Annotated in this window: 17 protein-coding genes; 11 read left to right on the forward strand and 6 right to left on the reverse strand. The window is 71.1% G+C overall.

Features of this window, described 5'->3' with window-relative positions:
• Positions 1–132: 132 nt before the first annotated feature.
• The 3 genes from LXT12_RS00685 to LXT12_RS00695 are packed head-to-tail and all read left to right on the forward strand — an operon-like array spanning position 133 to position 4,382.
• Entirely contained in the window at positions 133–657 is a 525-nt protein-coding gene (locus LXT12_RS00685) for a gluconokinase (RefSeq protein WP_233388463.1), read from the forward strand.
• A 4-nt stretch (positions 658–661) separates the two neighbouring features.
• Positions 662–2,026 carry an MFS transporter gene (locus LXT12_RS00690; RefSeq protein WP_233388464.1) on the forward strand — a complete coding sequence of 455 codons (1,365 nt, stop codon included), beginning with the start codon at positions 662–664 and terminating at the stop codon, positions 2,024–2,026.
• A gap of 4 nt (positions 2,027–2,030) precedes the next feature.
• Complete coding sequence (locus LXT12_RS00695) at positions 2,031–4,382, forward strand: GH36-type glycosyl hydrolase domain-containing protein (protein WP_233388465.1); 2,352 nt, start codon at positions 2,031–2,033, stop codon at positions 4,380–4,382.
• Positions 4,383–4,475: 93 nt separating this feature from the next.
• Here the strand turns inward: LXT12_RS00695 and gntR are convergent, their stop codons facing one another.
• The gene (gene gntR / locus LXT12_RS00700) at positions 4,476–5,519 is read right to left on the reverse strand and encodes an HTH-type transcriptional regulator GntR (RefSeq protein WP_233388466.1); all 1,044 of its coding nucleotides are present in this window, start codon (positions 5,517–5,519) and stop codon (positions 4,476–4,478) included.
• Positions 5,520–5,773: 254 nt separating this feature from the next.
• On the opposite strand from gntR, the gene LXT12_RS00705 reads away from it, so the two are divergent.
• The 5 genes from LXT12_RS00705 (at position 5,774) to LXT12_RS00725 (ending at position 11,599) form a co-directional block, all read left to right on the forward strand.
• On the forward strand, positions 5,774–8,740 hold the full coding sequence (locus tag LXT12_RS00705) for a TonB-dependent receptor plug domain-containing protein (RefSeq protein ID WP_233388468.1): 2,967 nt from the start codon (positions 5,774–5,776) through the stop codon (positions 8,738–8,740).
• 237 nt (positions 8,741–8,977) lie between these two features.
• Positions 8,978–9,868 (forward strand): YihY/virulence factor BrkB family protein, encoded by an 891-nt coding sequence (locus LXT12_RS00710; RefSeq protein ID WP_233388470.1) that lies wholly within the window; start codon positions 8,978–8,980, stop codon positions 9,866–9,868.
• Between the two features lie 103 nt (positions 9,869–9,971).
• On the forward strand, positions 9,972–10,190 hold the full coding sequence (locus LXT12_RS00715; RefSeq protein ID WP_233388472.1) for a hypothetical protein: 219 nt from the start codon (positions 9,972–9,974) through the stop codon (positions 10,188–10,190).
• Positions 10,191–10,339: 149 nt separating this feature from the next.
• A complete protein-coding gene (locus tag LXT12_RS00720) occupies positions 10,340–10,654 on the forward strand; it encodes a BON domain-containing protein (protein WP_233388475.1) in 315 nt (104 codons plus the stop codon).
• Positions 10,655–10,774: 120 nt separating this feature from the next.
• The gene (locus tag LXT12_RS00725; protein WP_233388477.1) at positions 10,775–11,599 is read left to right on the forward strand and encodes an alpha/beta hydrolase; all 825 of its coding nucleotides are present in this window, start codon (positions 10,775–10,777) and stop codon (positions 11,597–11,599) included.
• Here the strand turns inward: LXT12_RS00725 and LXT12_RS00730 are convergent.
• The 4 genes from LXT12_RS00730 to LXT12_RS00745 form a co-directional block, all read right to left on the reverse strand.
• Positions 11,565–14,042, reverse strand: coding sequence for a hybrid sensor histidine kinase/response regulator (locus tag LXT12_RS00730; protein ID WP_233388479.1), 2,478 nt, complete (start codon positions 14,040–14,042; stop codon positions 11,565–11,567). The genes LXT12_RS00725 and LXT12_RS00730 overlap by 35 nt on opposite strands.
• 183 nt (positions 14,043–14,225) lie before the next feature.
• Entirely contained in the window at positions 14,226–14,855 is a 630-nt protein-coding gene (locus tag LXT12_RS00735) for an LON peptidase substrate-binding domain-containing protein (RefSeq protein ID WP_233388482.1), read from the reverse strand.
• A gap of 3 nt (positions 14,856–14,858) precedes the next feature.
• Positions 14,859–15,773, reverse strand: coding sequence for a patatin-like phospholipase family protein (locus tag LXT12_RS00740; RefSeq protein WP_233388485.1), 915 nt, complete (start codon positions 15,771–15,773; stop codon positions 14,859–14,861).
• 213 nt (positions 15,774–15,986) lie between these two features.
• Positions 15,987–16,412, reverse strand: coding sequence for an Lrp/AsnC family transcriptional regulator (locus tag LXT12_RS00745; protein WP_233388487.1), 426 nt, complete (start codon positions 16,410–16,412; stop codon positions 15,987–15,989).
• A 125-nt stretch (positions 16,413–16,537) separates the two neighbouring features.
• Between LXT12_RS00745 and LXT12_RS00750 the strand changes: the two genes are divergently transcribed.
• The gene (locus LXT12_RS00750; RefSeq protein ID WP_233388490.1) at positions 16,538–17,587 is read left to right on the forward strand and encodes an ornithine cyclodeaminase; all 1,050 of its coding nucleotides are present in this window, start codon (positions 16,538–16,540) and stop codon (positions 17,585–17,587) included.
• Between the two features lie 171 nt (positions 17,588–17,758).
• On the opposite strand, the gene LXT12_RS00755 is transcribed toward LXT12_RS00750, so the two are convergent.
• Positions 17,759–20,689, reverse strand: coding sequence for an HD domain-containing phosphohydrolase (locus tag LXT12_RS00755; protein ID WP_233388492.1), 2,931 nt, complete (start codon positions 20,687–20,689; stop codon positions 17,759–17,761).
• 141 nt (positions 20,690–20,830) lie between these two features.
• On the opposite strand from LXT12_RS00755, the gene ybiB reads away from it, so the two are divergent.
• Complete coding sequence (ybiB, locus tag LXT12_RS00760) at positions 20,831–21,754, forward strand: DNA-binding protein YbiB (protein ID WP_233388494.1); 924 nt, start codon at positions 20,831–20,833, stop codon at positions 21,752–21,754.
• A gap of 115 nt (positions 21,755–21,869) precedes the next feature.
• Entirely contained in the window at positions 21,870–22,637 is a 768-nt protein-coding gene (locus tag LXT12_RS00765; RefSeq protein WP_255763439.1) for a sulfite exporter TauE/SafE family protein, read from the forward strand.
• Position 22,638 lies beyond the last annotated feature (1 nt).

Consider the following 22,638-nt stretch of genomic DNA (forward strand, 5'->3'; position numbering starts at 1 on the left):
CGGCCTGTTTCGGCGGGAAAACACGGAGCGGCGCTTCGGCGCGCGGCAGTTAGGATAGCGCTATCCAGCTTGGGCGATGCATCCCGCGCGCCTCGCCAGCCACCCTTCCCGCCCGCCCTCGCCTCCCGCTCCATGAGTCCTCTTGCGCCCGATTCCGTCGTCGTCATGGGTGTGGCCGGCAGCGGCAAGTCCACGCTGGCGGCGGCCGTGGCCGCCGACGTCGCGCGGCCCTGGGTGGATGCGGACGATTTCCACAGCGAGTCCAACCGCCGCAAGATGGCCGAGGGCCAGCCGCTGGACGACCTCGACCGCGCCGCCTGGCTCGCCAGCCTGGGCACCCAGCTGCAGCTCCACCCCGGCGGCCTGGTGCTGGCCTGCTCGGCCCTCAAGCGCGGCTACCGCGACCAGTTGCGCCGTGCCTCGCCAGGGCTGCGCTTCGCCTTCCTGGACATCGGCAAGGCCGAGGCCGCCCGCCGGGTGGCGACGCGCGGCACCCATTTCTTCAGCGCCAGCCTCATCGACAGCCAGTTCGCGACGCTGGAGTCGCCCCTCGGCGAACCGGGCGTGCTGCGCCTGGACGCCCAGCGCCCACTGCACGAGCTGCGCCAGCAGGTGAGCCAGTGGCTGCGGCAACCCCTGGGTTCGGTCCTTGGCTGAAGCCATGACGCCCGCCCGCCCTGCGCCCCTCACGCGGCGCGAGATCGTCGGCTACGGCCTGGGCGACATGGGGTTCAACTTCTACTGGACCAACATCTCCACCTTCCTGCTGATCTTCTACACCGACGTGTTCGGCATCACCGCGGCGGCGGCGGCCAGCATGCTCTTCGTCGTGAAGATCTTCAACGCCTTCACCGACCCCATGATCGGGGCCCTGGCCGACCGCACGCGCACGCGCTGGGGCAAGTTCCGGCCCTACCTGCTCGTGCTGCCGCTGCCGCTGGCCGTCGTCGGCGTGGCGGCCTACTCGACGCCGGACTTCGGCCCCACCGGCAAGCTGGCCTGGGCCGGCGTCACCTACCTGCTGCTGATGACGCTCTACACCGGCGCCAACCTCCCCTACAGCGCCTTGTCGGGCGTGCTGTCGGGCGACGCGCGCGAGCGCAACGCCATCAACGCCTCGCGCTTCGTGTGCGGCTTCGCCGGCGGCACCCTCGTCACGGCGGCATCGCCCCGCCTGGTCGCCTGGCTCGGCGGCAGCGACCCTGCCCTGGGCTGGACGCTGACCATGGCGTTCTGGGGCCTCGCGGCCGCCCTCATCTTCGCCTTCACCTTCACCAGCACCACCGAGCGCGTGCAGCCGCCACCGGCCCAGCCGTCCAGCGTGAGGCAGGACCTGGCCGACCTGCGCAACAACCGGCCGTGGATCCTGCTGTTCTTCCTGGCCCTCATCATCATGGGCGGCATCACGCTGCGCATGACCAGCGCCGCCTACTACTTCAAGTACGTCGTCAACCGCCCCGAGCTGCTGGGCAGCTTCGTGCCGGCCTATCTGCTGGCCGCCGCGGCCGGCACGGCCTTCACGCCGCTGCTCACGCGCTTCATCGACAAGCGCAGGCTGATGATCGGCCTGATGCTCGCGTCCACGGTGCTGTCGACGGCCTTCCTCTTCGTGCCGAGCGACCAGATCCTGCTGATGTACGTGCTGCAGGTCGCCCTCGGCCTGGCCCTCGGCCCGAAGTCGCCGCTGTCCTTCGCCATGCTGGCCGACACGGCCGACTACAACGAATGGCGCCACGCCCGGCGCGCCACCGGCCTGACCTTCGCGGCCAGCTCCTTCGCGCAGAAGCTCGGCACCGCCATGGCCGTGGCCGTCATCGGCGCGCTGTTCTCGGCCCTGGGCTATGTGCCCAATGCCACGCAGTCGGCGCAGTCGCAGAGCGGCATCGTCTGGCTGATGTCCGTCATTCCGGCCGCCTTCACGCTGCTGGCCGCGGTCATCATGGTCTTCTACAGCCTCGACAACCCGACCATGGCGCGCATCCAGGCCGACCTGGCCGCGCGCAAATCCTCCACCTCGACCTCCTGACACCATGTTCGGTCCCATCGACGGCGGCGAGCGCTACGAACTCGCCAGCCCCACCGCCCTGCCCCAGGCCGGCGGCTTCCTCTGGAACCGCCGGATGATGATCCAGGTGACCTGCCGCGGCTACGCCACCGCGCAGTTCATGCAGCCCGAACCGGCCAAGTACGCGCATGCGCCCAACCTGGAGGCCAAGACCTTCATGCAGCCGGAGCAGGCCTACTACGCCCACCACCCCGGCCGCTTCGTCTACGTGAAGGACGAGGACACGGGCGAGCTGTTCTCGGCCCCCTACGAGCCGGTGCGCGCACCGCTGGCGTCCTTCGCCTTCCGCGCCGGGCGGCACGACCTCGGCTGGACCGTGGAGCACCTGGGCGTGCGCGTGGAGCTGCAGCTCGGCCTGCCCACGGATGACGTCGTCGAGCTGTGGACGCTCAAGGTCACCAACCTGTCGGGCCGGCCGCGGCGCCTCAGCGTGGTGCCCTACTTCCCGATCGGCTACATGTCGTGGATGAACCAGTCCGCCGAGTGGCGCGACGACCTCGGCGGCATCGTGGCCAGCTCCGTGACGCCCTACCAGAAGGTGGCCGACTACTTCAAGAACCTGCACCTCAAGGACAAGACCTATTTCCTCTGCGAGCGCCGGCCCGATGCCTGGGAGGCCTGCCAGGCGGCCTTCGAGGGCGAGGGCGGCCTGCACCGCCCGAGCGCGCTGCAGGCCGAGCGCCTGGCCGGCGGCGACGCCCGCTACGAGACCCCCGCCGCCTGCGTGCAATACCGCCTCGCGCTCGGGGCCGGGCAGGCCGAGACCTGCCGCTTCCTGTTCGGCCCCGCGCTGGACGACGCCGAGATCGCGCGGCTGCGAACCGCCTACCTGAGCGAAGCCGGCTTCGCCCGCGCCGCCCAGGCCTATGCCGCCTACATCGACCGCGGCCGGGGCTGCCTGCGCATCCGCACACCCGACGCGGCCTTCGACAACTTCGTCAACCACTGGCTGCCGCGCCAGGTCTTCTATCACGGCGACGTCAACCGCCTCAGCACCGACCCGCAGACGCGCAACTACCTGCAGGACAGCCTCGGCATGGCCTACATCGCCCCGCAGGTGACGCGCGGCGCGCTGCTGCATGCCCTGGGCCAGCAGTCGGCCAACGGCTCCATGCCTGACGGCATCCTCCTCGTCGAGGGTGCCGAGCTGAAGTACATCAACCAGGTGCCGCACACCGACCACTGCGTCTGGCTGCCGGTCTGCCTGCAGGCCTACCTCGACGAGACCGCCGACTTCGCCCTGCTCGACCAGTCCGTGCGCGACACCGCGGGTGCCGAGCTAACGGTGGCCGAGCGCATCGACCGCGCCATGGCCTGGCTGGAGCAGGACCGCGACGCCCGCGGCCTGAGCTTCATCGCCCAGGGCGACTGGTGCGATCCGATGAACATGGTGGGCTACAAGGGCCGCGGCGTGTCGGGCTGGCTGACCGTGGCCGCGGCGCATGCGATGCGGCTGTGGGCCGGCATCTGCGACGACACGGGCCGCGCCGCCGCGTCCGCCCGCTGGCATGCGGCGGCGGCGGCCCTGAACGACGCCGCCAACCGCCACCTCTGGGACGGCCGCTGGTTCGCCCGCGGCATCACCGACGACGGCGTCGCCTTCGGCGTCGCGGCGGACGCCGAAGGCCGCATCTACCTCAACCCCCAGGCCTGGGCCATGCTCAGCGGCGCCGCCAGCGATGCCCAACGCCAGCTGATGGTGCAGGCCATCGAGGAGGAACTGGAGACGCCCCACGGCGTGGCCATGTTCGCCCCGCCCTACTCGCGCATGCGCGACGACGTCGGCCGCGTCACGCAGAAGCATCCCGGCTCGGCCGAGAACGGCGCCGTCTACAACCATGCGGCCAGCTTCTACGTCCATGCCCTGTACGAGACCGGCGACGGCGACCGCGCCTTCCGGCTGCTGCGCCAGATGATTCCCGGCCCCGACGCCGCCGATTTGCTGCAGCGCGGCCAGTTGCCGGTGTTCATCCCCAACTACTACCGCGGTGCCCACAGGCAGTACCCGCGCACGGCCGGCCGCTCCAGCCAGCTGTTCAACACCGGCACGGCGGCCTGGGCCTACCGCTGCGTCATCGAGGGCCTGTGCGGCCTGCGCGGCGATGCCGAGGGCCTGCGGGTGCAGCCGCAGTTGCCGACGGGCTGGGACGGGCTGGAGGCGGAGCGCGAGTTCCGCGGCGCGCATTTCCGGCTGCAGGTGCGGCGCACCGGCGTGCCGGCCATGCAGGTGCGGCTCGACGGCCAGCCCCTGCCTGACGGCCGGGTGCGTGGCATCGAGGCCGGGCGCGAATACCGGCTGGAGGTGGAGCTCCCCTGAACTGAAACCTCAAAGGCAACCACAGAGGCACAGAGAAGGCGGGATGACGCCCCCTCTGTGTCTCTGTGCCTCTGTGGCTGTGTTCTCTTGCACTCAGGCGCTCGCGCGCCTGACGATCTCGAAGCCCAGGTCCAGCTGGGGCCGGGCCACGGGCTGGCCGCGCATCAGTTGTATGAGCATCTGCGCGGCCTGCTCGCCGATCTCGCAGCGCGGTGTGGCCACGGTGGTCAGTGGCGGCAGCATCTGGTCGCTGCCGGGCAGGTCGTTGAAGCCGGCGATGGCCACCTGCTCGGGCACCTTCACGCCCAGGCGCAGGGCGGCCAGCAAGGCGCCCTGGGCCAGGTCGTCGTTGCAGAAGAAGACGGCATCGGCGTCCGGCGCCTCGCGCAGCAGCTGCTCCAGCATCTCGCCGCCCAGCGCCATCGACGACGGCTCGGACCGCAGCAGCTTGCGGACCTGCCCCTCCAGCCCCGCCTGCTGCATCGCCGCCTCGTAGCCTTCGCCACGCTGCAGGGTGCGGGGGTCGAGCTGGGCCGCGGCATAGACGACGTGGCGGCGCCCGGCGTCCAGCAGATGGCGGGTGATGGCGCGGCCGGCCTCGCGCTGCGAGAAGCCGACGCTGTAGCAGCCCGGGTCGTCCGCCAGCTCCATGAGATGCACGCAGGGCACGCCGCTGTTCTGGATCAGCGCCATGGCGGCGGGGCTGTGGTCCAGCCCCGTGACGATGAGCCCCGCCGGGCGGTGGGCCAGGAAGCTGCGCAGCACCGCCTCCTCCTCGGCCGGGTCGTAGTGCGTCACCCCGATCAGTGTCTGGTAGCCGGCGGCCGTCAGGCAGCGCTGCAGCGCGTCCAGCAGCTCGACGAAGAGCGTGTTGCTGAGCTTGGGGATAAGCACCGCCACGTGAGAGCTGCGGCTGGAGGCCAGGGCGCGGGCGGCGGGGTCGGGCACGTAGCCCAGAGCGGCGGCGGCGGCGTGCACGCGCTCGCACAGCTCGGCCGCCACGGCCCGCTCGCCGCGCAGGGCACGCGACACGGTGATGGGACTGACACCGGCCTCGCGGGCCACGTCGGCGAGGGTCACGCGGCCGGTGGCGCGGGGTCGACGGGCAGGCGCGGCAGCGGCTTTCGAGTTGGGCATGGCTCCATGTTATCCCCCATATCGCGGGGTTCGGCCAAGCTCTAGGATAGCGCAATCCACCCATGAAACCGGCCCACTCATCCGGGCCTCGCCGGGGTGGGGAGCGCCCTTGCCGGGGGCGGTGCCCGGGGGTGCCCTGACCCCTCTTTTTTTGGATTTTTCGGATAGCGCTATCCAATTCCAACGCCATCCGGACCGGCTTCATCGTTGACAGCAAAAAGCGGCGCAGCAGCCGCCACACCAGGAGACTTCTGATGCACCCCTCCCGTCGCCCGACCCTGATCCACCTCGCCGCCCTGGCGGCCTGCGCCGGCCTGGCCCTCGGGGCGCGCGCCCAGACGGCGGCGCCCGGACAGCCGGCCTCCGACCCGCCGCAGGAGGTCGGTTCCAACGTGCTGAGCCCGGTCGTCGTGACGGGTTCGCGCATCAACGCCCGCGGCTTCACCCAGCCGACGCCAACGACCCGCATCGATGCCGTCGACATGGAGAAGGCCGCCAAGCCCAATCTCTTCAACGCCCTGGCCGAGCTGCCCGCCCTGCAGGGCAGCACCGGCCGCACGACCAGCACCAACAGCACCAGCAGCGGCATCCAGGGCCTGAGTTCGCTGAGCCTGCGCGGCCTCACCCCCATCCGCACGCTGACGCTGATCGACGGCCAGCGCGTCATCGGCGCCAACGTCACCGGCGTCACCGACGTGAGCCAGTTCCCGCAACTGCTGATCAAGCAGGTCGACGTGGTGACCGGCGGCGCCTCGGCGTCCTATGGCTCGGACGCCGTCGGCGGCGTGGTGAACTTCGTCACCGACAAGCGCTTCACCGGCTTCAAGGCCAACGTCGAGGCCGGCGAGACCAACTACCACGACGACCGCAACCACACCTTGCAGGCGGCCTGGGGCGGCGGCTTCCTGGACGGGCGCGCCCACCTCACGGCCAGCGTCGAATACAGCCGCGAGGGCGGCGTGCCCTCGCCCCGCTTCGGCGGTGCCGGCGCCAACGGCCGCACCTGGTTCAAGAACCCGGCCTTCCAGGTCCGCCCCATCGGCCAGACCAACGACGGCAAGCCGCAGTACATCCCCATCGAGAACGCCCAGCAGTTCCAGTACGCCAAGTACGGCCTCATCACCAACGGCCCGCTGCAGGGCACGGCCTTCGGCAAGGACGGCGTGCCCTTCAAGTTCGTCTACGGCTCCAACGGCGTGCCCACGGGCACGGGCGCCGTCACGGGCTGCATCACGCCCTTCTGCGTCGGCGGCGACCTCAGCGGCACCGTGGGCGGCGGCACCACCCTCGGCATGAACATGACCCGCCAGGTGGCCTACACGCGCGGCAGCCTGGAGCTCACGCCTGACCACGAGGTCTTCTTCACCTTCAACTACGGCCGCGTCGACTCGCGCTTCACGCCCAACCCCGGCGCCTTCAAGAACGACAACCTCACCATCCAGTGCGACAACCCCTTCGTGCCGGCGTCCATCCAGGCGGCCTGCGCGACGAACGGCATCACGAGCTTCAAGTTCGGCACCTCCAACGCCAACTTCCCCAAGGACATCGAGGTCAACCCGGTGCGCACCCAGGCTCGCCTGGTGCTGGGCGCCAATGGCCGCTTCGACGCCTTCGGCAAGGACTGGACCTATGACGCCTACGCCACGCACGGCCAGAACACCATCGACATCAACGTGGCCAACATGTCGCTGAACAGCCGCTACAACGCCGCCATCGACGCCGTGCGCCTGGCCGACGGCCGCATCGTCTGCCGCAACCCGGTGGCCGCGGCCTCGGGCTGCGTGCCGCTCAACGTCATCGGCGACGTGCCGGCCGACCCCGCCGCCATGTCCTACATCGAGCCGGCGAACGGGCCGCACCAGCATTCGCGCCAGCGCCAGTCCGTCGCCAGCTTCAGCGTCAACGGCGAGCCCTTCTCGCTGTGGGCCGGCCCCGTGGCCATGGCCTTCGGCGCCGAGGCCCGTCGCGAGCAGTACTACGTCACCGGCGACCCCTACGGCAACGGCGTCTCGGCCGACAGCCCCAACACGCCCGAGTACCCGGCCGACCCGCTGCTCAACACCGCCATCGGCAACAACTGGTACGCCGGCAACTACCACAACGCCCGTGGCAGCTATCACGTGAAGGAGGGTTTCCTGGAGTTCAACGTGCCGCTGTTCAAGGGCACGCCCCTGGGCGAAGCCAACCTCAACGTCGCCGGCCGCCACACCAGCTACAGCACCTCGGGCGGCGTGGACAGCTGGAAGCTCGGCTCGACCTGGAAGACCGGCGTCGACGGCCTGCGCCTGCGCGCCGTCACCTCCAGGGACGTGCGCGCTCCCAACCTCAGCGAGCTGTACGCCGCGCCGCTGGTGGTCAACAACACGGTCAACTACCAAGGCTCCACGGTCACCATCCAGCAGCGCACCATCGGCAACACCAATCTGCGCCCCGAGACGGCCCGCAACTCCACCTTCGGCGTCGTGCTCACGCAGCCCAGCTGGGCGCCGGGCTTCAGTGCCTCGGTCGACTACTTCGACATCAAGGTCAAGGGCGTGATCTCCACGCTGACGCCCCAGCAGGAGGTGGACCTGTGCGTGGCCGGCAACCAGGAGATCTGCGCCGCCATGGACCTCACCAGCGCCACCAAGTACGTCACGGTGCAGGCCTTCAACCTCGCTTCCATGCGCAACAAGGGCTTCGACCTGGAGGGCGTCTACCGCTTCGACCTCGGCGGCGCGGGCCTGCCCGGCAAGCTGACGCTGCGCGCCCTGGCCACGCGCACGATCAGCTTCCTCATCGACTCGGGCGTGGTGGGCACCATCCCGACCGAGGCCGCGGGCGTCAACGTCGCCAACGTGCCCAACGCCGGCAGCACGCCGAGGTGGAAGGGCCAGTTCTCGCAGTCCTGGGATACCGACAAGTTCAACCTGACCCTGGCCCAGCGCTGGATCAGCGACGGCGTCTACAGCAACGAGTACATCGAGTGCCAGTCCAACTGCGCGGTGTCCACGGCCATCCACCCGACCATCGCGAACAACCAGATGAAGGGCGCCTTCTACTGGGACCTCGGCGGCTCCTACAAGTACTCGAAGAACCTGACCCTCTACTTCAAGATCGACAACCTCACCAACGTCGACCCCGTGGCCGCGCCGCAGACGGGCACGGGCTACGGCATCAACCCCTTCCTCTACGACGTGCTGGGCCGCCAGTACCGGATGGGCGCGCGGCTGTTGTTCTGACTGCCCCTCGCCCAACCTCGCATCGCTGAACGCGAGCGAGTCCGGTCGGTCCCCCGAGGGGACGACGATGCTTGCGGCATCAAGCCGCAAGCACATCGCCAGCGCGGGCCCGCTCGGGAGCGGCCCAGCGCTCGGCCCGCAATACGCCGGCCTCACGGGCTACATGGATAGCAGAGGCCAGGCCGCGCTGCCTGCCGTCCTACAGCGGCAGGCCGTGCCAACCGCCAGACTGCGTGGATGCACCGGCTGGCACCGCTTCAACCGCTGGGCCGCGTGCTGCGGCTGACGGTCGAAGGCTTCCTGGACGACCGGGGCCCGCGCATGGGCGCGGCCCTGGCCTACTACACGCTGTTCTCGCTGGCGCCGCTGCTGCTCATCGTCGTCTCGGTGGCCGGCCTGGTCTGGGGTGGCGAGGCCGTGCGCGGCGAACTCGTCGACCAGCTGCAGGCCCTGCTCGGCAGGGCCGCGGCCACCACCATCGAGCAGATGCTCAGGACGGTGTCCTGGCCGGCCGGCGGCTGGCTCAGCACCCTGCTCGGCCTGGGGCTGATGCTGGTGGGCGCGACCACCATGCTGGCCGAGCTGCAGGACGCCCTCGACACCATCTGGCGCGTGCCGGCGCGGCCGGTACAGGGCTGGTTGAACTGGCTGCGCGCCCGCATGCTGAGCTTCGGCCTCATCCTGGGCCTGAGCTTCCTGCTGCTGGTCTCGCTGCTACTGGACGCCATGCTGTCGGCCGCCCAGGCCTTCTGGCAGCCCTGGTTCGGCGACTGGCTGCAAATCGCCGGCATGGTCAACACGCTGGTGAGCCAGGGCCTGGTCGTGGCCGTCTTCGCGTTGATCTTCAAGTGGATGCCGCGCGCCCGCATCGCCTGGCGCGACGTGCTGCTGGGCGCCCTGGTCACGGCCGGCCTGTTCGCGCTGGGCCGCTACGCCATCGGCACCTACCTGCAGCGCAGCGGCGTGGTCTCGGGCTTCGGCGCCGCGGCATCGGTCGTCGCCATGCTGGTGTGGGTGTATTTCTCCGCCCAGATCCTGCTGCTCGGCGCGGAGTTCACCTGGGCCTATGCGCGGGTGCTGGGCTCGCGGCAGGACACACCCGCCGGCTCCGCCGCGGTCGGGAACTGAGCCGACGACCCCGCGCCCAGCTCTCCTACACGGGGGCATGCCGCACGCGGCCAAAGTGCGCCACAAGCGGGCGTGAATCCCGACCCGCCAGGAGTTCGCCACCATGCTGACCATCGATCTGAGCCACCCCCCGCCCCTCGACGCCAGCTGGCTGGGAGCCTTCACCGCCTGCCTGGCCCTCTTTGAACCCCAGCTCACCCTCACCCAGCGCGTGGACCACGGCATGGTCGCCTGGCGCCACACCTGGCTGCTCGACCCCGAGGAGGCGGCCACGCTGTGGGTGGCGGCGCTGCGGCGTTGCGACGGGCCCCGGGTGCGCTGAGCGTGTCAGGCGTTGCCCGCAGCATGAGTAGGCATTGGCTGACGCAGACCGGGGGCGCGGCTGGCCACACTTCTCTGCATCGATGCATGAACGCCATGCCGATGCGCCGATAGAGCCCGAGACATCCGTTCAACAACCAGGAGAAACCCATGAAAGCTTCCGCTGTGCTGCTGGCCCTCGCTTCAGCGCTCACCGTCGTGACCACCACCGGCTGCGCCGTGACCCGTGACCAGGAAAGCGTCGGCGAGTACGTCGACGACGCCACCCTCACCACCCGCGTGAAGGGCAAGTTCGCCGCCGACCCGACGGTCTCGGCCATGTCCATCAGCGTGGAGACGCTCAAGGGCGTCGTCCAGCTCTCCGGCTTCGCCAAGAGCAGCGACGAGCGCGCCATGGCCGAGAAGCTGGCGCGCAACACCTCCGGCGTGAAGGGCGTGCGCAACGACATCGCCGTTCGCCCCTAACCGCGCGTTCCGATCGGCCGTTCGAGCGCCCGCCCCGCCGGGCGCTTTTTCATGCCCGCCCCGGGAAAGCCCCGCACCACCCGGCGCCTGCGGCCAGGCGTGCCGCATCAGAATGGCGTCATGACGACGACCACCGACGACGGACTGCCCCTCCACGCCCGCTACTGGCCCGCTGCCGCATCTGCCCGAGGCCAGGTGCTGCTGGTGCACGGCCTGGGCGAGCATGTGGAGCGTTATGCCCACGTCGCCGCCGCGCTCAACGCCGCCGGCTGGGACGTTCACGGCTGGGACCACCGCGGCCATGGCCGCAGCCCCGGGCCGCGCGGCGACATCCCCGACCACGACGCCCTGCTGCGCGACACCGCCCGCGTCATCGACACCGTGCGCCGCCCGGGCGGACGCTTCGTCCTGCTGGGCCACAGCATGGGCGGCGCCGTCGCCGCGCGCTTCGCCGCCGAAGCCCTCTCGCCCCGGCCGGCCGCCTGTAGCCGGCCGCTGGACGGGCTGGTGCTGTCCTCGCCGGCACTCGATCCCGGCCTGTCGGGAGCGCAGAAGCTGGCCCTGGCCGTGGCGGAGCGGCTGGCCCCGGGCCTGGCCGTGGGCAACGGCCTGAAGCCCGAGTGGATCAGCCGCGACACGGCCGTGGTGCAGGCCTATGCCGCCGACCCGCTGGTGCACGACCGCATCACCGCGCGGCTCACCCGCTTCATCGTCGACGCCGGCCACCGCGCCATCGCCGATGCGCCGCGGTGGCAAGTGCCCACGCTGCTGATGTGGGCGGGCGCCGACCGCTGCGTGGCGCCACGCGGCAGCGAGGCCTTCGCCGCGGCGGCGCCGGCCAACGTCGTCGCCACCCGGCCCTGGGACGGGCTGTATCACGAGATCTTCAACGAGCCCGAGAAGGCCGAGGTCATCGCGACGCTGATCGCCTGGTTGAATCGTTAGGCGCCGCGACGGCGTCGGCCGGCAGGAGCTCGGCGACGCAGTCGCACAGGCGGCGCAGCGACAGCGGCTTGGCGAGGAAGTCGTCCATGCCGGCCTCCTTGGCCCGGGCCCGTTCCTCCACGGACACCCCGCCGCTCACGGCCACGATGGGCAGCGTGCCCGCCGGCCCGAGGGCGCGGATGCGGCGGGTGGCCTCCAGGCCGTCCATGACGGGCATGTGCACGTCCAGCAGCACCAGGTCGAAGGGCTGGCCGCAGCCGAAGGCCTGGCTCACGGCCTCGACCGCCTCGGCGCCGTCGCGCACCGTCGTCGGCTGGGCGCCCTGGCGGCGCAGCCATCCGTCCATGAGGGTGCGGTTGGACGCCACGTCGTCCGCCACCAGGATGCGTCGGCCCGCCATGCTGCCGCTCGCCTCGCCCTTCACCTCGCCCTTCTTCTCGCCCTTCGCCTCGCCCGGCAGGCCGTCTGCAGCCAGGGGCTCCGCGGGGCCGGCGGCGACGGCCTGGGGCAGCGGGAGGTCCACCCAGAACCGGCTGCCCCGGCCGGGCTCGCTGTACACGCCGACGTCGCCGCCCATCAGCCGCGCCAGCTCCCGGCTGATGGCCAGCCCGAGGCCCGTACCCATCGAACGCTCCGCCACGCCGCCGGCCTGCACGTAGGGGCTGAACAGCCTGGCCGTCTCCTGCGCGGACATGCCCTGCCCCGAGTCGCGCACCTCGAAGCGCCAGAGCTGGGCCTCGTCATGGCTGACGGTCAGCGTGACGTCGCCGGTGTCGGTGAACTTCAGCGCGTTGGAGAGGAAGTTGCCGAGGATCTGCCGCAGCCGGCCCGGATCGCCGCGGACCCAGCCGCAGGCCGTCGGCGTGGGCGTCAGCCGCAAGTCCAGGCCCTTCTGCCGGGCCAGCGGCAGGTGGACCGCGAACACCGAGGCCAGCAGGGCGTCGAGGTCGAAGGGAACGACATCCGCCCGCATCTTGCCGGACTCGATCTTGGAGAAGTCGAGCACCTCGGAGATGGTGTGGGACAGGAGGCGGGCGCTGGCCGACAGCATCTGCAGATGCTCGCGGCGGACGCCCTCGGGCAGGTCGGGGTCGCGAGCGAGGTCGGCCAGCCCCATGACCGCGTGCAGCGGGTTGCGGATCTCGTGGCTCATGTAGGCCAGGAAGGCCGACTTGGCCTCGCTCGCCTCCAGCGCCGCGGCCCGCTGGCGCTCCGCCTCGAGGGCCTTGGCCTGCAGCAGCTGTCGCTCCCGCATCGCGAGCTGGGTCTGGCGCAGCGCGATGGTGAGGGTGATGCAGGCCGTCACGAACACGGTCGGCATGGTCGAGAACCGCATGAACAGATAGCCGTGCTCACGCTCGACGAAAGGCATCCAGGGCAGGAAGAACATGCCGTGGAAGACCGCCGAGAAGCCGCCCGCCACCTTGACGGCCAGGCCGACGATGCGGTCGCCACGGTTGGGCACGAAGACGAGCAGGAAGGACAGCACGACCAGGAAGATGGCCGTGAGGTTGTTGAGCCGCAGCGCCAGCACCAGCTGGCCGGCAGCCAGCAGCGCCAGGTTGAGCGGCAACGCGGCCATGGCCGCGAGGAAACCGCGCTCCAGCCACTTCGGCGCGCCGATGAACTGGCAGAACTGCACGAAGACGGCCGCCGCGAAGAACACCTGGCCGAACACGCCGACGGGATGGAGCTGGTCGAGCAGGCCCTCCGCATGCGGCCACACGAAGCGTGCCGCGAGGCCGCTCTGCAAGGCGACGCTGAGCGTGGTCATCAGGTCGAAGCCCGCGAACACCAGCCAGATCCGCACGCCGGTGACCCACCACGCCACCACGGACGTGAGCAGGAGCAAGGGTACGGCGCCGATGAAGGCGGCGAACACGGCCAGCACGAGCTGCTCCTGTGCGACGAGCTGTTCGGGCTGGACCACCTCCACCGTCGCCACCGGCGTGGGCGTGCGCAGCCGGATGAAGACCGTGGCCTCGGCCTCGGGCCGCACGACCAGCGGAAAGGCCAGGCCCAGAGAGCCGATGGGCCGGTCGACGTAGGCATGGCGGCTGCCGATGGTGGTGGACTGCCACGGCCCGGCATCGCGGGCCTGGTAGAGGGTGGCCTCGTGGATGAAAGGCGGCCACAGGGACAGCTGCCAGCGCGTGCCTTCGGGCGCGGCGCGCAGCCTCACCCTCAGCCACACCGGGTGGCTCTGGTTGCCGATGAAGAGGTCCGGCTTGGCGGGCTGGAAGGCCCGGGCCTGGATCGTCTCGATGGTGGCCGCGTCGCTCTCGTCGATGAAGAGGGCGACGTCTTCCACCCGGTCCTGCGGCGCGCCGATGTCCGGCCGCGCCGGACCGGCGAAGGCACCGAGCGGTGCCAGCCACAGCAGAAGGAACAGCCACAGGCGCTGCGGCCAGGCCACCAACCGTCCGGCCACCCAGCCAGCCATCCAGCCCCTCCAACGGCCTGCGATCCCCGCCCGCCTGCCCTGCATCCGTACCCCTCCGCGCAGGGCCGGCTCGCGCGCAGCCGTGCGGCGCCGCAGGCCCTTGTCAATCTTCGGCGGCACCGTAACCTCCCTCGCCCCCCGGATCAAGGGCCGGGGAGGCACTATGCACGGTCGAGGCAGGATTCAGCCCGCCGCCCCGAGGGCGTCGAGCCGGTCCACCACCAATTCCAGCCGCAGCAGCGGGCTGTCCAGGGCCATGAGCCGCTGGCGCTGCTCGAGCGGCATGGGCAGCAGCTCGGCCCAGCGGTTGGCCAGCCAGCCGGCGTCCTCCCAGGCATAAGGCGGCTGCACGGGCAGCTCATGCGGCGCCGCCTCCCGCGCCCAGCCGGCGAGCAGGTCCTGCAGCTGGCGGGCAGCCAGGCGCAGGTCTTCGGGCACCGGCACGGCCGGGTCCTGCGCCAGGGCCTCGGCCTGCGCCAGCCACAGCCCATGGCTCAGGCAGCGCGGCTCACGCACGCGGATGCGCTCGGTGCCCGTGGCGCGCAGGTGGATGAGCCCGGGGCCGGCCTGCTCCAGTTCGTCGATGCGCGCCAGCGTGCCGATCTCGTGGAAGGCCTCGCGGCGAAAGCCCTCGCCCTCGCGCTGCCGTACCTCCTGCCCCGCCGTCAGGGCCACCACGCCGAAGGGCTGGCCTCGGGCGTGGCAGCGCTGCACCATGTCGAGGTAGCGCGGCTCGAAGACGCGTAGCGCCAGATAGCCGCCGGGGAAGAGCACCGAGCGCAGCGGGAACAGCGGGGTCTCGGCGGCGTCCATGGCCTAACGTGTCTTCTCGGCGATGCGCTGGCGCAGCAGCGGCAGCACCTGCAGCGCGGCCTCGCGGCCGGCCTGGATGGCGCGGCGGCGGGCGGTGAAGTCGGCGCTGCTGACGCCGTCCAGCCGCGGACGGATGACGACGTCCGCCTCGCGCAGCTCGAAGGTGTTGATGCTGCGGCCCATGATGGAGAAGGTCTGCATCAGCATGCGGAAGGCGTCCCCCGGCGGGTCCTTCTCGGGCGGCGAGGTGATGTCGACGGCAATGATGAACTGCGCTCCCATCTCGCGGGCGAAGCGCACGGGCACCGGCGACACCAGTCCCCCGTCCACGTATTCGCGCTGGCCGATGCGCACCGGCTGGAAGACGGCCGGCACGGCGCTGGAGGCCCGCACGGCCGTGCCGGTGTCGCCGCTGCGAAAGAGGATGGAAGAGCCGTCGGACAGGTCGGTCGCCACGATGCCCAGCGGCAGGGCCATCTGCTCGATGCCCTTGCCGCCGGTCTTGTCGCGGATGAAGCGGGCCAGGGCCTCGCCGCGGATCAGGCCGCGCAGCGGGAAAGACCAGTCGGTGATCGCGCCTTCGTCCATGCCCTCGGCCAGGGCCTGCATCTCCTTGCCGGTCTTGCCCGAGGCATAGAGCGAGGCGACGAGGCTGCCCGCCGAGGTGCCGGCGACGAGGTCGACCTTGATGCCGTTCTCCTCCAGCACCTGGATGACGCCGATGTGGGCGAAGCCGCGCGCCGCGCCGCCGCCCAGCGCCAGGCCAAGGCGAGGGGGCTTGGGTGCGGGCTTGACCAGCGGCGGCTGGACATCGGGCTGCGGCGTGGTGACGACGGGAGGCTGGGGCGTGGACGTCGGCAGCACCGAGCAGCCAGCAAGGGCCAGCACGAAGGCAAGGAAGGCAAGGCGGCGAAACATGGCGCGCATCATCTCAGTTGTCCATTCCGCGTTCGCGGCACCCGCGACGCATGAAACGGAGGTATTGCGGGCCGAGCGCTGGGCCGCTCCCGAGCCGGCCCGCCCTGGCGATGTGCTTGCGGCTCAATGCCGCAAGCATCGCCGCCCCCGCGGGGGGCGGACCAGACACGCGCCGCGTTCAGCGCGCGGGGTTGGGCCGGGGGCAGTTCCACTTCAGCCGAGCTTGTAGCTCTGCAGGTGGATGCTGGTCTCGGTGCCCGCGATGCCCTTGATGAGGCGCACCCGCTCCAGCACCTCGGCCAGTTCCTGCAGGTTGGAGCTGCGGATCTCGGCCAGCAGGTCCCAGCGGCCGTTGGTGTCGAAGAGGCCCGTGATGCCGGGCTCGCCGAGCAGCATGGACACGACCTCGCGCGTGCGGTTGCCGTCGACGGTGATGCTCATCCAGGCGGTGATCTGGTCGGGCACGGCGTCGGGCCGCAGGCGCACGGTGTAGCCCGTGATGACGCCGCCGTCCTCCAGCCGGGCGATGCGGTTGGCGACCGTGCCGCGCGAGACCTTGAGCTTGGCGGCGAGCGTGGCGACGCTGGCGCGCGCGTTGGCACGCAGCAGGGCGAGGAGTTGCTGGTCGAGGGCGTCCATTGATCAGATCGTCAATTTTCATTGCCGTTTTGTCAAACCAGCCCCCATTACTTCGCAGGTTTTGACCTTCTGTTTGGCAGCCCGCCTCGGAAGAATCGGCTGCATACCCTTCCAGGAGACATCGCATGACCACGCTCTTGACCACCCAGGACGTCGCCGCCCTCGTGCAGCGGGTGGGACTTCCCGATTTACTGCGCCGCCTCGTCGCCTACCTCGAAGCCGACTACCTGCGCTGGGCCGAATTCGACAAGACGCCCCGCGTCGCGGCCCACTCGGCCGACGGCGTCATCGAGCTGATGCCCATCGCCGACGCCCGCCTCTACAGCTTCAAGTACGTCAACGGCCACCCCAAAAACCACCGCGTCGGCCTGCCGACCGTGATGGCCTTTGGCGTGCTCGCCGACGTGGCCACGGGCGCGCCTGCCCTGTTGTCCGAGCTGACCCTGACCACCGCCATGCGCACCGCCGCGACCTCCGTCATGGTGGCCAGGCGGCTGGCCCGCCCCGACAGCCGCGTCATGGCCCTGATCGGCAACGGCGCTCAGAGCGAGTTCCAGGCCCTGGCCTTCCACCACCTGCTCGGCATCCGCGAGCTGCGCCTCTTCGACATCGACCCCGCCGCCACCGCCCGCCTGGTGCGTCATCTCGACGGCACGCCGGGCCTCTCGCTGACCGTCTGCACCTCCACCGCCGAGGCCGTGCGCGGCGCCGACATCGTCACCACCGTCACCGCGGACAAGGCCCAGGCCACCATCCTGACGCCGGACCTGATCGAGCCCGGCATGCACGTCAACGGCGTCGGCGGCGACTGCCCCGGCAAGACCGAGCTGCACCGCGGCGTGCTGGAGATGGCCCGCGTCGTCGTCGAGTACGAGCCGCAGTCGCGCGTCGAGGGCGACGTGCAGCAGATGCCGGCCGACTTCCCCGTCACCGAGTTCTGGCGCGTGCTGGCCGGCGAGGCGCCGGGGCGCGAGTCCGCCGCGCAGGTCACCGTCTTCGACTCGGTCGGCTTCGCGCTGGAGGACTTCTCCGCCCTACGCCTGCTGCACGACCTCAGCACCCAGCTGGGCCTGGGCGCCCCGCTGGACCTGGTGCCGAGCATGGCCGACCCCAAGAACCTCTTCGGAGAACTCGGCCTGACGGGCCAGTTGCACGCTGCCCTGAAGGCTGCGTGAAAGCGGCCCCAAGCAGCCCGCCATCTCACTTGTCCATGGCGCTGGGCGCCACCAGAGACGCATGAAGCGAACGCGGAAAAGTGCCACCACAGAGGCACGGAGCCACAGAGAGGAAAGCTCTGTGTTTCCTCTGTGCCTCCGTGCCTCTGTGGTTGCCTTTCAGGTTGCACTTCATGGCCTGTAGGCAGAGACCTCCGCCACGTCCACGTGGCCCGTCGGCATGAAGCGCCGCGCATAGGCCAGGCAGACGCCCGAGTCCAGGAAGAGCTGGAACAACTCCGGGTCCAGATGACCCTCGCGGGCCATGCGCTGCATCAGCTCCAGCGCCTCGGACAGGCGCTTGCCCGGCTTGTAGGGGCGGTCGTCGGCCGTCAGCGCCTCGAAGACGTCGGCGATGGCCATCATCCGGGCCTGGGGGCTCATGCGGTCGCCCGTGAGCCCGCGCGGGTAGCCGCGGCCGTCCATGCGCTCGTGGTGGCCGCCGGCGATCTCGGGCACCTCGCGCAGGTGCCGCGGGAAGGGCAGCTCGTCCAGCATCTTGATGGTCTGGACGATGTGGTCGTTGATCTTGTAGCGCTCCTCGTCCGTCAACGTGCCGCGCGACACCGCCAGGTTGTGCAGTTCGCCGCGGTTGTAGAGGTGCTCGGGCTGGCGCATGCGCAGGCCCCAGCGGTTGCCTTCGGCCAGCCGGTCGCCAAGCGGCCGGGGCACGACGTGCTCGGGCCGGTCCTGCAGCAGCGCCTCGGTGGCCGGCAGGGCCGGGCGGGGCCTGGGCTGGCGGCGCAGTTCGTCGGCCGACAGGCCCAGCGAATCGTCCAGCGTGCGCAGCCAGCGGCGCTCGCCGATGCGGCGCAGCCGCTCCACGGCGGCGGGGTCGAGATGCTCGCCGCCCAGGTTGCTCGCCGCGACGAAGGCGAATTCCTCGTCCAGCTCGGCCTGGGCCGGCGCGGCATCCTCGCGGGCACGGGCCGCCGCGGCCGCCCCGGCCTCGGCCTCGAGCCGGCTGATCAGCACGTCGCGCTTGAGCACCTCGAAGCGGGTGCGGATCTCGTGGATGCGGTTGTAGAGGGTCTCCAGCTTGGTGGCCTTGTCGACGACGTATTCGGGCGTCGTGACCTTGCCGCAGTCGTGCAACCAGGCGGCCACGTGCAGGGCCTCCCACTGGTCGGCATCCATCGTGAAGGCCGCATAGGGGCCTTCGGTGGCGTCGCAGGCGGCGCGGGCCAGCATCTTGGCCAGTTCGGGGACGCGCTGGCAGTGACTGCCGGTGTAGGGGCTCTTGGCGTCGATGGCGCCGGCCACGAGCTGGATGAAGCTCTCCAGCAGCGCCTTGCGGCCACGCAGCAGCCGCTGGTGGTCGATGGCCACGGCCGCGGTGCCGGAGAGCGCCCGCACGAAGGCCACGTGGGCCGCGCCCAGGGGCTCGGGCCGGCCCTGGTCGGGCAGCGCGAAGCTCAGCGTCAGCGTGCCGATGGCCTCGTGCTGGCGGTTCTTCAGCGGCACCGACAGCAGGCGCAGGCGCGCCACGCCGAGGCCCGAGAACAGCGGCTGGTAGGCGGCGAGGTGGCTCGGGTCCTCCCAGCCCAGCTCCAACTCGACCGCATCGTCGGCCCGCAAGGCCCGCACCGGCGCGCCCAGGCTGTCGGGCTCGGCCAGGTCCCAGGTGCGGCCAACGTCGGGCGCCAGCCGGCCCTGCAGCCGGGCCGAGGCCGGCTCCAGCGTGCGGCCGTCGTCCGCCAGCAGGTGCACGGCCCCGCCGCTGGCGCCGGTGACGGCGATGGTCTCGCGCAGGATGAGGTCGATCAGCGCGTCGAAGTCGCGCTCGGCGCTCAGCGCGCCGCTGATGTCGAGGAAGCGGCGCAGCGAATGCTTCATCGACGTCATGGCGATGGCCAGGCGGTCGACCTCGCGAATGAGGCTGCGCCGCGGGTCGGGGCCGTCGAACTCGAAACGCTCGATGGCCTCGGCCTGGCGCGCCAGCGCGCGCAAGGGATGTGACACCCGGTCGGCCACCACGTGCACCACAGGCAGCAACAGCAGCATCAGCGCCAGCGAGATGTAGAAGCCGTGGCGCCGGCTCTCGATCTGGAAGGCCTGGAGCTCGTCGCGCGGCGCCGCCATCAGCAGCACCAGCGGCGCGCCGGCCTGCACGCCGCTCTCCAGCGGCAGCGCGTGGCCGACCCATTCGCGGCCGTCGACCTCCTGCACCGGCGCGAGATGACCCGCGGCCTCGCGCCGCTGCCACAGCACCCGCATCAACGGCGACGCCGCCTCGCCGACCCGCGGCAGCGCCTGGCCGTCCTTCAGGGCCAGATCGCCCGGGCGCCTGGCCTCGGCCAGCACCTCGCCGCCCTGGGTCGCGATCAACAGCTCCGCCGAGCGGCTGATCTGCGGCCGGGCCAGCATCTCGCCGAGGGCGTGCAGGCTGACGTCGGCCCCCACGACGATGTCGTCATGGGCCTGCGCCAGCGTCACGCCGGGCTCGCCCGTAGTGAAAAAGCGGTAGGGCGCCGACTGCACGACGCGGCCGTCACGGGCCCGCCGGGCCAGCTCGAACCACGGCCGCGTGCGGGGGTCGAAGTCGTACTCGGGCCGGTCCACGCGCTGCAGCTCACGCAATGCCGCGTCGTAGAAACGGTAGCTGCCGTGCACCGCGCCGCCATCGCGGTCCACGCTCTGCAGGGCGTAGGCAGCGCCGGCGGGCGCATCCATGCGGCGCCGGGTGGGCATGTCGTCGAGCCGGCGCAGCAGCACGAAGGAGCCGTCCGCCGAGCCCACGTAGACCGCCGACACCGAGGCGTTGCCGTGCAGGGCCGCGGCGAGCTGCGGCACGGCCGCCAGCCGCTCGGCCTCGGTCGAGCCCCTGGCCGGCGCTCGCGCAGCCAGCAGGCCCACGCTGACCCGTGCCGGCCGCAGCTCCGCCTCCACCACGGCCGCCGCTTCCCGCCCGATGCGCCGGGCCGCCGCGCCGGCCTGCTGCAGCATCAGCGCATCGCTGCGCGAGCGCTCGTGCAGCAGCAGCACGCCGTAGACCAGCACCACCAGGCCGATCATCAGCAGACTCAGCGTCACGTAGAGCGTCTTGGGCTTGAGGCGCGTCATGGGTGGAGTATCTGCGGGCGCGATAACGGTGGGCACCCACAGGAGCCCCGGGCGTGAATCCTTACCTTGCCGACTGAACGGCATGTGCGTCACGGCCTTCTCGGCCACGCGCGGTCCTTGTCGTTCCTACACTCGCGCTCCATGGACTACCCGTCATTGATCAAGGAGCTGGGCCGAGGCGCCCGGGGTGCGCGCGACCTGAGCCGCGAACAGGCCGAGGCCCTGTTCGGCGCCATGCTCGACGGCCAGGTGCCCGACATGGAGCTGGGCGCCCTGCTCATCGCCCTGCGCGTCAAGGGCGAAAGCGCCGAGGAGGTGGCCGGCTTCCTGGCGGCCATGCAGGTGCGCACGGCGCCGCTGCAGGCGCCCGCGGGGCCGCGCACCGTGCTGCTGCCGAGTTTCAACGGCGCCCGCAAGCAGGCCAACCTGATGCCGCTGGTGGCCCGGCTGCTGGCCCGGGAGGGAGTGCCCGTGCTCGTCTTCGGCCGGCACGACTTCGACAGCCGCGTCAGCCCCTTCGAGCTGCTCGATGCGCTCGGACTGCCCGCCAGCCCGACGCTGGCCGACGCCGAAGGCCGCCTGCGCGACGAGCGCCTGGCCGTCCTGCCTTTGCGTTTGCTGAACCCAGGCTTGAACGATTTGATGGCCCTCAGGCCCCGCCTGGGCGTGCGCAACAGCGCCCACAGCCTGGCCAAGCTGCTCGATCCCTTCCCCCGCAGCCGTGGCGTGCGGGTCGTGGCCGTCACGCACCCGGAGTACCTCGACAGCATGGCCGAAGCCCTCCCCGCGCTCACCGCCAGTGGCGGCCGGGCGCTGCTGATGCGCGCCAGCGAGGGCGAGGCCTATGCCCACCTGCGGCGCAAGGCCCACCTGATCGGCTTCCAGGACGGCACCGCCGCGCCCCTGCACCCCGCCGACACGGCGGACCTCGACTGGCCCCTGTCCCCGGCCTGCGAACCCGCCGACAACGCGGCATGGATTCAGGCCATCCTCGACGGCCGCGAGCCCGTCCCGCCCCGCATCGCCGAGCAGGTCGCGGCCCTGAAGCTCCTCGCCACAAATTGAGGTTGCTTATTCGGTCTGAGCATATGGCCCCAAAAATTCTGTAGTTCTGCGGCACTGCAACATTCCCTAGAGTCGCGCCCTCGGGTGGCAGGGGCCACCTTTGGGAGCCGGAGTGCTGGACGGGATTGCGATTGCGAGTGGAGCGGCCGTGGGCCTGATCGTCGGGATCACCGGCGTGGGTGGCGGCTCGCTGATGACGCCGCTGCTGCTGTCCGTCTTCAAGCTCAACCCTGCCGTCGCCATCGGCACGGACCTGTGGTTCGCCTCGCTGACCAAGGTCAGCGGCTCGGTCGCCCACGCCCGCCACGGCCACGTCAACTGGGCCATCGTGCGGCGCCTGCTTTCGGGCTCGGTGCCGGCGTCCCTGGCCACCATCGCGCTGATGCATCTCAGCGGCGTCACCAAGGGCTGGGCGCAGGCGCTGACACTGTCCCTGGGCATCGCCCTGCTGCTGACCGCCGCCGTGGTGGCCTTCAAGCAGAGCTGGCAGGCCCTGGGCCTCAGGCTGGAGCGCTGGATTCCGGAGAACCGCAAGCCGGCCCTGACCGTCGCCTGCGGCGTGCTCCTGGGCGTGCTGGTGTCGCTCTCCTCCATCGGCGCGGGGGCCATCGGCGCCACGCTCATCCTGCTGATCTACCCGCGCCTGAAGGCCCGCGACATCGTCGGCACCGACATCGCCCACGCCGTGCCGCTGACCTTCGTCGCCGGCCTCGGCCACGCCAGTCTCGGCAACGTCGACTGGGCCCTGCTCCTGTCCCTGCTCATCGGCTCCCTGCCCGGCATCTGGCTGGGCGCGCAGCTCACCCGCCGCCTGCCTGACGGCGTGGTGCGCAGCCTGCTCTGCGCCTCTCTCTTGATGGCCGGCTGGAAGGTCATCCACTAAC

It is taken from the genome of Pelomonas caseinilytica, assembly GCF_021353235.1.
Classification (GTDB): Bacteria; Pseudomonadota; Gammaproteobacteria; order Burkholderiales; family Burkholderiaceae_C; genus Pelomonas; species Pelomonas caseinilytica.

What these genes read in the sequence shown, in the direction of transcription:
- LXT12_RS00685 (WP_233388463.1), top strand. Translation starts at nt 133, where the DNA reads ATGAGTCCTCTTGCGCCCGATTCCGTCGTCGTCATGGGTGTGGCCGGC.
- LXT12_RS00690 (WP_233388464.1), top strand. Translation starts at nt 662, where the DNA reads ATGACGCCCGCCCGCCCTGCGCCCCTCACGCGGCGCGAGATCGTCGGC.
- LXT12_RS00695 (WP_233388465.1), top strand. Translation starts at nt 2,031, where the DNA reads ATGTTCGGTCCCATCGACGGCGGCGAGCGCTACGAACTCGCCAGCCCC.
- gntR (WP_233388466.1), bottom strand. Translation starts at nt 5,519, where the DNA reads ATGCCCAACTCGAAAGCCGCTGCCGCGCCTGCCCGTCGACCCCGCGCC.
- LXT12_RS00705 (WP_233388468.1), top strand. Translation starts at nt 5,774, where the DNA reads ATGCACCCCTCCCGTCGCCCGACCCTGATCCACCTCGCCGCCCTGGCG.
- LXT12_RS00710 (WP_233388470.1), top strand. Translation starts at nt 8,978, where the DNA reads ATGCACCGGCTGGCACCGCTTCAACCGCTGGGCCGCGTGCTGCGGCTG.
- LXT12_RS00715 (WP_233388472.1), top strand. Translation starts at nt 9,972, where the DNA reads ATGCTGACCATCGATCTGAGCCACCCCCCGCCCCTCGACGCCAGCTGG.
- LXT12_RS00720 (WP_233388475.1), top strand. Translation starts at nt 10,340, where the DNA reads ATGAAAGCTTCCGCTGTGCTGCTGGCCCTCGCTTCAGCGCTCACCGTC.
- LXT12_RS00725 (WP_233388477.1), top strand. Translation starts at nt 10,775, where the DNA reads ATGACGACGACCACCGACGACGGACTGCCCCTCCACGCCCGCTACTGG.
- LXT12_RS00730 (WP_233388479.1), bottom strand. Translation starts at nt 14,042, where the DNA reads ATGGCTGGCTGGGTGGCCGGACGGTTGGTGGCCTGGCCGCAGCGCCTG.
- LXT12_RS00735 (WP_233388482.1), bottom strand. Translation starts at nt 14,855, where the DNA reads ATGGACGCCGCCGAGACCCCGCTGTTCCCGCTGCGCTCGGTGCTCTTC.
- LXT12_RS00740 (WP_233388485.1), bottom strand. Translation starts at nt 15,773, where the DNA reads ATGTTTCGCCGCCTTGCCTTCCTTGCCTTCGTGCTGGCCCTTGCTGGC.
- LXT12_RS00745 (WP_233388487.1), bottom strand. Translation starts at nt 16,412, where the DNA reads ATGGACGCCCTCGACCAGCAACTCCTCGCCCTGCTGCGTGCCAACGCG.
- LXT12_RS00750 (WP_233388490.1), top strand. Translation starts at nt 16,538, where the DNA reads ATGACCACGCTCTTGACCACCCAGGACGTCGCCGCCCTCGTGCAGCGG.
- LXT12_RS00755 (WP_233388492.1), bottom strand. Translation starts at nt 20,689, where the DNA reads ATGACGCGCCTCAAGCCCAAGACGCTCTACGTGACGCTGAGTCTGCTG.
- ybiB (WP_233388494.1), top strand. Translation starts at nt 20,831, where the DNA reads ATGGACTACCCGTCATTGATCAAGGAGCTGGGCCGAGGCGCCCGGGGT.